We start from the raw sequence: 11,458 nt of genomic DNA, 5'->3' as shown, positions 1-11,458 counted from the left end.
ACTCACCTATGTGACGCAGACTACCCCCACTCAGCAGATAATTTCCGCGATCCGCGCTCTGAGCGTGGACATGGTTGAAGCCGCTAATTCTGGCCATCCAGGCGCCCCCATGGGGCTTGCTCCATTGATGTGGACCTTAACAGAGCGCCATCTTGCCGTAGATCCGGCTAACCCCACATGGTTGAACCGTGATCGACTCGTTTTGAGTGTGGGGCATGCCAGCGCGTTGTTATACGCCACATTATTTATGGCTGGCTTTGACCTTGATATCGAAGACCTTCGCCAGTTTCGACAGTTGGATTCCGTCACTCCTGGCCATCCAGAATATGGTCATACACCGGGTGTAGATACGACGACAGGACCTTTAGGCCAAGGTATTGCAAATGGTGTGGGATTTGCCCTCGCTGAAGCGATGTTGGCCGCACGCTACAACACAGATGACCATGCCATTATTGATCACCATACTTGGGTGATTTGTGGTGACGGAGATCTTCAAGAAGGTATTGCGCTCGAGTCCTTGTCTGTTGCCGCTCGAATGGGTTTAGGCAAGCTCATACTCATTTGGGATGATAACGACGTTCAGTTAGATGGGCCAACTGCATGGGCAATGGGCCAAGAAGATGTGATGGCACGTGTCCAGGCAACAGGTTGGCGGACACTAACCATCGAAAATGGTGAAGATGTCAATGAGATTGACCAAGCACTCACCCAAGCGTGTCAAGATGATGGCCGTCCAACCTTTATTCGGGTACGTACGACCATCGGTTCAGGCTCCCCCAATAAGGCAGGAACATCAAAGGTGCACGGGGCACCCCTTGGTGCTCAGGAAGTAGCGTTGGCTAAAACCGCATGGGGCTGGGAGCATGAACCCTTTGAGATTCCAGAGGCATTGCTTGACATCGCGGACCGTCACGAAGTGGGACAAGCCCGTTATGAGGCCTGGGCGTCCCTATATGCCGCATGGGAAGCAGATCAGCCAGATCTTGCGACTCAACTTGAACGCATCTTGCGTCATGAATTACCCGAGGAAGTCGATGACCTTGTTCTGGACTGGCAAAACGGCGATAAGGTTGCGACTCGTTCTGCCTCCCATGCCGTACTGAATAAGTTGGCGACTATAGCCCCCGAACTTATTGGTGGATCGGCAGACCTGGCAAGCTCTAATAAAACCACTATTGAAGGTTCTGGCCTGGTAGGTCCTAATGCCTATGCTGCGCGCAATATTCAGTATGGGGTGCGTGAACATGCCATGGCCGGCATCGCAAATGGCCTGGCACTTCACGGTGGCTTGCGACCATTTGTAGCAACATTCTTGGTATTCAGTGATTATGCCCGTGGTGCAATTCGTATCGCTGCCCTAAGCGGTATTCCCGTTATCTATGTCTTTACTCATGATTCATTCCATGTCGGTGAGGATGGGCCAACACATCAACCGGTTGAAACAATTGCCGCCTTACGTGCTATTCCAAACCTTGACGTTATCCGGCCTGCAGATGCCAGAGAAACACTTGGAGCTTGGCTCTATGCACTTGGCCGAACAGATGGGCCAACCGCACTGATTTTGAGTCGCCAAGACCTTCCCGTTTTGGAAGGTTCCAGTGCAGATTTAGTCAATGTTGGTGGCTATGAACTGACTGACGTTGAGGATCCGGACGTCATTTTATTGGCGACGGGGTCTGAGGTCTCCCTGGCCGTTGAAGCCGCGACATTCTTGAAAGATGATGACGGCATTGAGACACGAATCATCAGTGTGCCTGAACGTGAACGTTTTACTGACTCAGAGGATGCTGATGAATTGCTCGGCGATGGAGATATTCCTGTTGTGAGTGTCGAAGCAGGGGTACGAATGGGTTGGGAAGGGTTGGCCGATGACCACATCTCAATGGAAACCTTTGGAGCCAGCGGCCCAGCTGCATTAGTTGCCGAACACTTTGGCTTTACCGGTGAGCTGGTAGCCAACACCGTCCATGATCTCATTGAAGAGTGGGATGATATTGATGAGGATGACGAGTAGCCCAGCTATTTAGTTACCAATCGATTTAGGGAGGTAATTTCCATCACCTCCCTACTCTTTATGAAATCATTACCGTGTTAAGCTCGTCATATGAGTACCCACGAACGCGTTATCGAAATAGCTGATCTTTCAATGTCGTTTGGCGACCAAAAGGTCATTGATGGCTTATCCTTCGAAGTCAATAAAGGTGAGATTTTTGGGCTATTAGGTTCCAATGGTTCAGGTAAAACAACAACCTTACGATGCTTATTTGGCATGCTAAACCCTCAACATGGGAAACTGCTTGTTAATGGGAAGCCATGGTCCACCAAAATGGCGTCATCATTGGGGTATTTACCTGAGGAACGTGGGTTATATACCAAAGAAACCGTTACAGATGTCATGACCTTTTTTGGCAGGTTAAAGGGAATGCAGACAAAAGATGCCCAACGGTGGATTAACGATTATCTCGAGCGTGTTGACCTTGCAGACGCAGCACATAAGAAAGTTGAAAAGCTGAGTGGGGGTATGCAACAGAAGATTCAACTCGGGGTCACGATCATGAATGAACCTGAGATTCTTGTACTTGATGAACCAACCAAGGGTCTTGACCCGGTTAATCGCCAATTACTGAATGAAATCATTGAAGATCATCACCAGCGTGGGGCAACCATTGTCCTCATTACGCACCAAATGGAACAGGTCGAACAAGTCTGTGACCGTGTATTACTCCTTAAGGATGGGAATGCCGCAGCCTATGGAACTGTTCAAGATGTTCGCCGCCAATTCGGCGGTCAGCGGGTTCGTGTAACCCATCACGGTCCATTACCACCGCTTCCTGGAGTCACGCAGATTACTACTCGGCTTGGTGAAGATGGGGAGGATACTGAATTACAGATTGATGACTACGTATCCCTTCCAGATGTCCTCGATGCCTACGTACGTAATCGTGTTCAAATTCGATCGTTCACTCCATTCTTATCAAGTATGAATGATGTTTTTATTTCTGTATATGGAGCTGAGAGCGCATGAAATCTTCAGTTTTTACTGTTACTCAATTTGAGTTGACTCGAACACTAAAGAAAAAATCATTCTGGATTCTCACTATATTACTACCATTAATGATTGCTGGTTTCGGCATTCTAGGAAGCCTTGGTGGGAAAAGTGCGTCAGAAGCTATTTCGATTGGGAAGAGTGAAGAGTTTTCATTCGTTTATCAGGACGATTCCAACATTATCGTAGAATCAATCGCCAAAGAATATGGTGGGACACCTGTAGATTCAATTGAATCTAGCATTTCATCAGTAAAGGATAATGCGATTGATGCAGCTATCCACGTTCCAGCCAATCCATTAAAAGATAAAATAGTAGTTGTCGCTAAGGAACGTGGACTATTCTCCAATTCAGCATATTATACTATTGTTGATGACTTATTAAAGGATTCTGCAACAGATCGTATTAACAACAAAGACTATCTATCAATCATAAAATCGCATCTAGATATCACATTGACTACATATAAGAATGGTGAAATTGCTGGAGAATTTAGAGACATAATTGCTCCAGGTGTTTTCCTTATACTATTCTATTTTTCAATTGTTTTGCTCGGTAATCAAATGGTAAATGCTACTGTTGAAGAAAAAGAAAACCGAGTAACTGAGATGGTACTGATCTCTATGGATCCCATGCACCTATTGCTTGGGAAAGTACTCGGCCTACTGCTCTTGGGCATTGTCCAGGTAGTGACACTGGTCACAGTTGTATTGCTTATGGCAATAGGTGCCACCCTTTGGTTTGGTGGTGGCCCCAATGTTGCTAATACATCAGTAGACACTGTGCAAGCCCTCAGCCAATTCAGTTTTGGCAATATTCCAATCGACCCGGTACGCACCATACTCGCAATAGGCCTCTTCTTTGCTGCATTCTTGATGACGAGTGGGTTATTAACGATGTCGGGTTCTATGGTGGGTAATGCCAAAGACGCCGGCCAAGTCTTTGGCTTTGTCGTGATGGGGTTAATGTTGCCCTACGCTGCGCTATTGCTCATTGTCAATGAACCTGAATCTCTCGTAACAGCCATCCTGACGTGGTTCCCACTCACAAGCCCAGTTACGGTCATGATTCGCAATGCTGTCGACAATATGGACCCTATCCAAGTTGGATTAGCGCTCCTCATGCAGCTTGCCATTGGTGGAATCTTCTTTAGGGTTGGAGCCCGTCTGTTTGGTGCCGGTGCACTCGCCTACCAAGGTATGAGTGTCAAACAAGCCCTGGCCACCTTGCGTGGACGCTAAGGTCTAGCCGTCTAGCGAAGCGGAAAATCACGATGAATCAACCCTCTTCAATTCAACCCGTTGATATTGCCGACCGCATGGAGGCAAGTTTCCTCGATTACGCAATGAGCGTTATCGTGGCGCGCGCCCTACCAGATATTCGTGATGGACTAAAACCCGTTCAACGACGGATTTTGTATGCCATGTTCGAAGCAGGGTTATTGGCTGACCGCAGTCATCGCAAATGCGCCAGCGTTGTGGGCGATGTGATGAAGAAATACCACCCGCATGGCGATTCGAGTATTTACGAAGCTCTCGTGCGCATGGCTCAAGACTTTGTCACTCGTGAACCACTCATTGATGGGCGAGGTAATTTTGGCTCCATCGACGGGGACCCTCCGGCAGCATTTCGCTATACCGAAGCGCGGCTCTCCCCCATCGCTATGCAGTTACTCGCTGACATTGATGATGATACGGTTGCCTTCGAACCCAACTATGACGGTCATGAAGTCCAGCCCGAGGTACTCCCCGCTCGGTTCCCCAACTTGTTGGTTAATGGCGCATCGGGTATCGCCGTCGGTTTTGCTACTTCTATTCCACCGCACAATTTGAGCGAAGCGATTGCCGCGTGCAAAGAAGTGATCACGAACCCAACCGCCACGTTGGACCAGGTGATGACCCATCTTCCCGCTCCTGATTTTCCAACCGGCGCTCGCATCCTCGTTTCCGACGACATCCGGACCGCCTATGCCACCGGGAAGGGCAGCATTCAAATGGAAGCTGTTGCGGCTACGGAAACACGCAGCGGCGGCTTGCCCCGTATTGTTATCACCGAAATTCCATACCAGGTTAATAAGTCAGCCCTAATCGCAAAGATTGCCGATCTCACAAAAGCGAAACGCCTTGATGGTATCCGCGATTTACGTGATGAATCTAGTCGTGACGGTATGCGGATCGTTATTGAACTCAAACGTGGTGTGGACCCAATGCAGATGTTGGACCGGCTCTATGACCTGACCGATCTCCGCTCCAATTTCAGTGTCAATATGGTCGCGCTACATGAAGGGCGGCCTAAAACACTCGGGCTCATGGAGATATTGCACGCCTACGTCGCTCATCAGCGTGAAGTTATTACTCGGCGCACCCAATATCGTCTAACACACGCCCGCCAGCGCCTCCATATCATTGATGGACTCCTCATCGCGTTAGACAACCTTGACGATGTTATCGGCCTTATCCGAGCAGCCGCCAGCGCTGCAGCAGCACGAACCGAACTGATGGCACAATTCGGAATGAGTGAGCCACAGGCAACAGCGGTCTTAGATATGCAGCTTCGTCGGTTAGCACAATTAGAGCATCACAAGCTGATAGAGGAAGCTGAATCGTTACGCACCCTGATTGAGCGACTGTGCCAGATTTTGGATGACCCAACTGAATTAGATCGTGTGCTCATCAGCGAGCTTGATGACATTGATGCCCGTTTTGCCAACCCTCGCCGTACCCATCTCATCAATCCAGATACAAACAGTTCAACCCATCTTAGTCCACAGCTAGCGGCACAAGCAGTCACCGTTTATATCAGCGCCGGTGGTTATATAAAACCGGTTGCCCAACAACAAATGAGCGCGGCACATAGCGGCCAAGACCCTGCAGTTGCCGTTATGAGGTGTAACGGTGATGCACAGCTGCTGTTGGTCAGTTCCACCGGGGAAGGTACTCGTGTGAACCTCACTGATATTGGTGTGGTTAGCGCCCGTCAGCGTGGGATGATGGTCACGGAGCCTGGCACCACATTGGCCGGGGCGGTGCCATTAGACCTACAAGGACCCTTCGACCTCATTACCGTTTCAGCCAAAGGATTCGTGAAACGGACACCGCTTAAGGAGTACGACACCCGAAACCGGACCATTGCCGCGACAGGTGTCAAACCAGGGGATGCCATTGTTGCCTGTCTGCTGCTTCGGCCCGGTGGACAGATCATGTTGGCCAGTAATCGTGGTCAAGCCATCGTGTTTGACAGTGATGAGATTCGTCCAACCGGGAGAACCACAACCGGTGTAGCAGCAATGAAACTGCCATCTGATGCCTATGTGGTTAGTGCCACCGTCATTGATCCTGACCATGACGTACTGGTTCTGGGAGAAAATGGAGCCATGAAACGCGTACCTGCGTCCGACTTCCCTGTTCAAGGGCGGAACGGAAAGGGTGTACTTACCGGTATCGGAACACTTGCATTTGCAGGTAGTGGAGAAGTTATCCATGCACCAACCGAGGTGGGATGGACGGTTGTTCGACCAGAGACAGTACCTCTCGCAACCCGCTCGAAAACTCCTGATCCAGGTGATTCAACAGCGCTGGGGAAGCATGTATCAGGTCGAGCAATTCCTGAACAGAGCACCTAGGCATTCAGACAAAACGCTAGGTCAACGTACCTACACGGTGAACGGTTGCCTAGGCGCGAGGTAGTGCTGACCACACATTAGGCTGTACGGAAGGCCATAAGGTCGGCACCGAGAGAAGAAACGAGTTGGTGGGTTTGTGCGAGTGGTAAGCCGATAACTGCCGTCTCGCTCCCGTCGACATGTTCGACAAAAATCCCACCGATACCCTGCACCGCATACCCACCGGCTTTGTCCATTGGTTCACCGGTGTTCACATACCAGTCAATTTCTTCATTGCTCATACGGCGAATTCGGATGTGTGATCGTTCAACGCCTGTTGCATATCGCTCATCATGACGCACACAGACAGCGGTTAACACACTATGGGTGGTGCCATTAAGGCGACGTAACATGCTGGTTGCTTCGTCAGGGGTGGCTGGCTTCCCTAAAATGTCGCCGTCAACAATGACCAACGTATCCGCCGCAATCACAACATCGTCTGCGTCAGCCGTGACCGCTTCGGCTTTCCGTTTCGCTAACCGCTGGACCAAGGCTACAGGAGCTTCAGCTCGTTGTGGTGTCTCATCAACGTCAGGGACTTGAACATCGACGGTGAGACCAAGTCGGTTAACCAGTAGATCGTGACGGCGTGGACTTGCAGAGGCAAGGATCAAACGTGACATAGACCAATAGCATAAAGGATAAGTTCATCAAGGTTGCCTAAGGTTGGTCGTACACCTGACCATTATCAAATCATCGGACACGAAGGACACCTATGGCCGAACGGATATGCCCGATACGACAGCGGTTGGAAGGCTGGTTTAAGCGTGTGCCAATAGATGAGGATGAGCTAACGGGTGAGGAATTAAGCCTGGCTACACACTTGCAAGAGCACCATCCAAACGATGAAGCTGATACCCGATCCCTTATCGCAACCTGTGACCCACCTTCGCTGGAAACCGTCAGCCTTGCGTTTGCTTGCCCTTGGCGGTTATATGAATCGTTTGGCAGCCTAAAACGGCTCTATGGATTCGGTCACATCGCACCTGAGTACATTCATGTACTTCAAGGCAATCTCTACGAGTGGAATGGTGAAATTATCGACGCGTCGTCCTTGGACGCTGTTCTGAGTCACTATAACGACACCGATATGGTCGAAGCCGGCATGATCCTGCACATGATTTGTGCGGCCCATGATGTGGGTTACATCACCTTTACCAACTATCAATCCATCTGCATCCGAGCGATTCATACGATCGTGCGGGATCCTAACCTAGCAAGTTGGTCTGACTACGCTGCCGTGATATGTGATCAACTTCCGAGTGCGTTGGAAACCTACCCGTCAACTATTCGCTCCGCCTATGCACTACACATGGACTGGCTCATTTCGAATGCGCTGAGTCCCTGGGTAACCCTTGATTGGGAGAAGGTCCGCGCCGTTGGAATCGCTCACTATGCGACCCTTAAGTGACGTATTTCGTACACCGTCAGTATCAGGGCAATACGTGAAGATGCGCACGCACGGCTCGGGCGTGCTCGCGCTGTTCTGCATAGATCTGAGCCCGAGGCCCCGGGTAAATACAAATACCATCGCCTAAGAGGGGGGCAGGGCTAGGCCAATTAAAGGCTTGAGTAATTGCATCTACACAACGATAGAGACTCACTACGGCTGGTCGTATCGCGCTCACTGGACGGTTGAGCACATCAGCAAGCAATTGCGGCCAGATGGGATGGGTGACAGGAATACCTAGTAGGGGCACGATATCTGGGGTTAATCCCATCTGATTGGCTGCATCGCCAAGTTGAAAGGCAAGGTATTCATAGGCGGCAAGGTAGCCCTGCCAGGGTTGAGTCTGTTGTGTCATACCTGTGAGCGCAAACGTTGTCAGTGCGATTTCAGCCATCACAAGCTGAGACGTACCTACATGTGCGCCTGATTGAATGAGAGCAAGATCAGCCTCTTGGGTACTCATTGATGGCATCCACATTTTGCGGGCCCAATGCAATCCCGCCATCGGGTTCGAGATCATATACTCAACCACATTAAACCCAGGAAAAGCAGGGTAGGGTGTCATGGTTGGGTGTGTTGGTTCATCACATTCGGTTAAGACTGAGATACCGACCCGTGCCCCAAGCTGAATAAGACCAGACCCAACGTACCGACCGAATACCGCATCAATAAGCCCTGCTTCACCCGAAGGTGCAAGTACGAGCGGTGTCCCTTCATCACAGTCAAGAAGGGTAGCTCCAAGGGTGTTGAGGTACCCAACAACCGATGGTTTCACCTTGATAGCAGGAAGCTCCCAGCCATCCTGCGAAAGATCACTTCTCCAACGCAATGTTGTACGGTCTAGTCCACCGCTTTGTGCTGCGGCATACAAGTCGATAACCGGTTCGGCACCCAGGTAGGCCAGGAGCCACCCATGAGCACTGAGATGAAGGGGCCCTGGGTTCCAATGGGCTTGAGATGCCCACACCAATTGGGCATCCAGGCGTTGAGCAAGAGTCGGCTCAAGCGTTGATGGCAAATCTAGAATTGCCAGATGTCGTGTGTCTGCGGCCACGATTGCATATTGGTGTTGAGCAAGAACAACACGTGACTGACCAGTTACTCCAATGGCATGGATGTAGGTCGTTGGATAGGCACGCCGTACCGCTTGAACCAAGTCAACTATTGTGGCAACCCAATGCTCTGGGTCTTGTTCAGCCCACCCATCATTGGGCATAGAGGTGCGTATCGGACGAGCCGCCGATGCCAGTACCGTACCGTCAATACCAACAATACCTACACGAATCCATGCATTTCCAATATCAATAGCAAGGACCGGTTGCATGGCCTACCTACTCGTTGTTCCTATCATGTGGAGCATCCACTCATCCCCCACTCAGGACGATATCAGCTTCAGGAGCCAGCTCACCGTCCATCTGTCGTGAATCCATCCAGCCTTGTGGCAAACGAACTGGCTTCGGGCCATGCGTATGCCCTCGTTTCATATGAGCCGCTTCAGGTGGCATTGGAAGATCAGCTGGCAAGTCAGCCAATGCCGCACGAACTTCATCGATATGTTCAACATGATGGAGACGTTTACGAAGTTGTCCCCCAACGGGGAATCCCTGAAGGTACCAACCAGTGTGTTTGCGAATCTCCAAACAACCTGATCGCATACCTAGATACTCCACCAACAGTTCGGTGTGGCGAATAATCATGGTGCACACGTCACCTAAGGTAGGCGGCGCTGGAATGCTCTGATGGTTGAGTGCGGCTTCGATATCTCTAAAGAGCCACGGCCGGCCGAGGCAACCCCGGCCAACGACCACACCGGCACAACCGGTTTGGGCAGCCATTTCACGGGCATCGTAACCAGAAAAAATATCGCCGTTACCCAAAATAGGAATCGTGGGCACATCACGGACAAGTTCGCCAATAGCCTGCCAATAGGCATGGCCGCTATAGGCCTGTTCAGCCGTCCGTGCATGCAAGGTAAACCCTGCCGCGCCAACCTGTGCCGCGCCTACGGCTAAGTCATAGGCGTAGAGGTGATCATCATCAATACCTAAACGGCTTTTAACCGTAACTGGTACACCGTCAGCACCCCGTACCGCAGCATCGATAATGGCAATCGCGTGGTCAAGTTTCCAAGGAAGTGCAGCCCCACCGCCATGGCGGGTGACCTTTATCGCTGGACAGCCCATATTCAGATCAATATGGTCAACATGCCCATCAGCAACGAGGCGCGCTACCGCATCATGCATGGAACTGGGATCAGTCCCGTATAGCTGCAAACTACGCACTGGCTCATCGGGATCAAAGGATGCCCGTAGTAATACGCGTTCCTTACCTTCGCTGATGGATTTATCCTTATCCAGTCGCGCCCAGGTTTCGAGCAGGGATCGCGCACCAACCATTTCACTTGTAAAAAGCCCCCCACCGTATTCTCTACAGAGGCGACGGAACGGAGGGTTCGTCACTCCTGCCATCGGTGCGAGCACGACAGCAACGGGTACTGAAAGCGTTCGCGAATTGGGACCGTGACCGGTAAAGGTTAACTGCATTGTTCTAGTGTGCCCGTCCTAGGTCATATTGGGGTCACGAGGAATAACTGACCACGATTTCAATGTGATATGGAGATGAGCTGTAGTCCAGCGATAGATTAACTGCCCCGGTTTGGGTGGCAAATAGGTATCACTAATCGTTGCCCAATCACCCGCTCCAAGAATCCGTAAGGTTGCAAGTTCATCATGCTCCAATCGGGCAAATTCGCCTGGGAGGTGCCGCGCACAAACAGCACCCCCATGAGCCACACTAAACCCCACCACTGGCAATTGATCACCTTGAGCACATTCACTGATTGAAGGTGCAACACCCTGACTTGCACAAAGGCGTAACAAGGCAGCATCAACAATATTCACTGGATACGTTGGACCGTGATCAAGAAGATCCAGCACATCCAGATGCCCCTTAAACAAGGGGAAATCACGTTGTCCCTCCTGGCCAACTAACCCGACCGCCTCCGCCATCGTTGCGGCACAAGTCGCACGTACCCAGTCACGAGCAATATGCACATGGGGCCGAATAAGGAGTGTCTGATTAATGAACGCAAGGTTTGCTCCTTGCGTAAGGTCTACGCGTACCAGCGCATGTAGTTCTAGCGCTCCCCCGAATCGGCTCCCTGGCCGACGGACACCTTTAGCAACGCATCTGATGATGCCATCATTGGGCGTGAGGAGCACGATAATACGATCCGTTTCACCAAAGTCGTAGGTGCGGACGACAAGGCCTTCGGTTTCGAAATGACGGGAGCCCAATCGTG

The 11,458-nt window shown here is 50.9% G+C and carries 9 protein-coding genes; 5 read left to right on the top strand and 4 right to left on the bottom strand.

The features are described from left to right. Positions 1-10 precede the first annotated feature (10 nt). The 4 genes from tkt (at position 11) to VCU37_RS06380 (ending at position 6,668) form a co-directional block, all read left to right on the top strand. Entirely contained in the window at positions 11-2,014 is a 2,004-nt protein-coding gene (gene tkt / locus VCU37_RS06395) for a transketolase (protein WP_336249802.1), read from the top strand. A gap of 90 nt (positions 2,015-2,104) precedes the next feature. Further along, positions 2,105-3,025 carry an ABC transporter ATP-binding protein gene (locus VCU37_RS06390; protein ID WP_336249801.1) on the top strand — a complete coding sequence of 307 codons (921 nt, stop codon included), beginning with the start codon at positions 2,105-2,107 and terminating at the stop codon, positions 3,023-3,025. Further along, positions 3,022-4,287 carry an ABC transporter permease gene (locus tag VCU37_RS06385; RefSeq protein ID WP_336249800.1) on the top strand — a complete coding sequence of 422 codons (1,266 nt, stop codon included), beginning with the start codon at positions 3,022-3,024 and terminating at the stop codon, positions 4,285-4,287. Before VCU37_RS06390 ends, VCU37_RS06385 begins: the two co-directional genes overlap by 4 nt. A 32-nt stretch (positions 4,288-4,319) precedes the next feature. Next, positions 4,320-6,668, top strand: coding sequence for a DNA gyrase/topoisomerase IV subunit A (locus VCU37_RS06380; protein ID WP_336249799.1), 2,349 nt, complete (start codon positions 4,320-4,322; stop codon positions 6,666-6,668). 77 nt (positions 6,669-6,745) lie between these two features. Here the strand turns inward: VCU37_RS06380 and VCU37_RS06375 are convergent, their stop codons facing one another. Further along, positions 6,746-7,330, bottom strand: coding sequence for a Maf family protein (locus VCU37_RS06375; protein ID WP_336249798.1), 585 nt, complete (start codon positions 7,328-7,330; stop codon positions 6,746-6,748). A gap of 92 nt (positions 7,331-7,422) precedes the next feature. Between VCU37_RS06375 and VCU37_RS06370 the strand changes: the two genes are divergently transcribed. Then, a complete protein-coding gene (locus tag VCU37_RS06370) occupies positions 7,423-8,118 on the top strand; it encodes a hypothetical protein (protein WP_336249797.1) in 696 nt (231 codons plus the stop codon). A 22-nt stretch (positions 8,119-8,140) separates the two neighbouring features. On the opposite strand, the gene VCU37_RS06365 is transcribed toward VCU37_RS06370, so the two are convergent. The 3 genes from VCU37_RS06365 to recO are packed head-to-tail and all read right to left on the bottom strand — an operon-like array spanning position 8,141 to position 11,453. After that, the gene (locus VCU37_RS06365) at positions 8,141-9,481 is read right to left on the bottom strand and encodes an FGGY family carbohydrate kinase (RefSeq protein WP_336249796.1); all 1,341 of its coding nucleotides are present in this window, start codon (positions 9,479-9,481) and stop codon (positions 8,141-8,143) included. Between the two features lie 40 nt (positions 9,482-9,521). Next, positions 9,522-10,700, bottom strand: a complete 1,179-nt coding sequence (gene dusB, locus VCU37_RS06360) for a tRNA dihydrouridine synthase DusB (protein WP_336249795.1) — start codon at positions 10,698-10,700, stop codon at positions 9,522-9,524. An 18-nt stretch (positions 10,701-10,718) separates the two neighbouring features. Further along, a complete protein-coding gene (recO, locus tag VCU37_RS06355; protein ID WP_336249794.1) occupies positions 10,719-11,453 on the bottom strand; it encodes a DNA repair protein RecO in 735 nt (244 codons plus the stop codon). Positions 11,454-11,458 lie beyond the last annotated feature (5 nt).

Origin of the sequence: Stomatohabitans albus (genome assembly GCF_036336025.1) — a bacterium.
Classification (GTDB): Bacteria; Actinomycetota; Nitriliruptoria; order Euzebyales; family Euzebyaceae; genus Stomatohabitans; species Stomatohabitans albus.
Note: the sequence above shows the minus strand (reverse complement) of the source record. Positions and strands in the feature narration are given on the sequence as shown.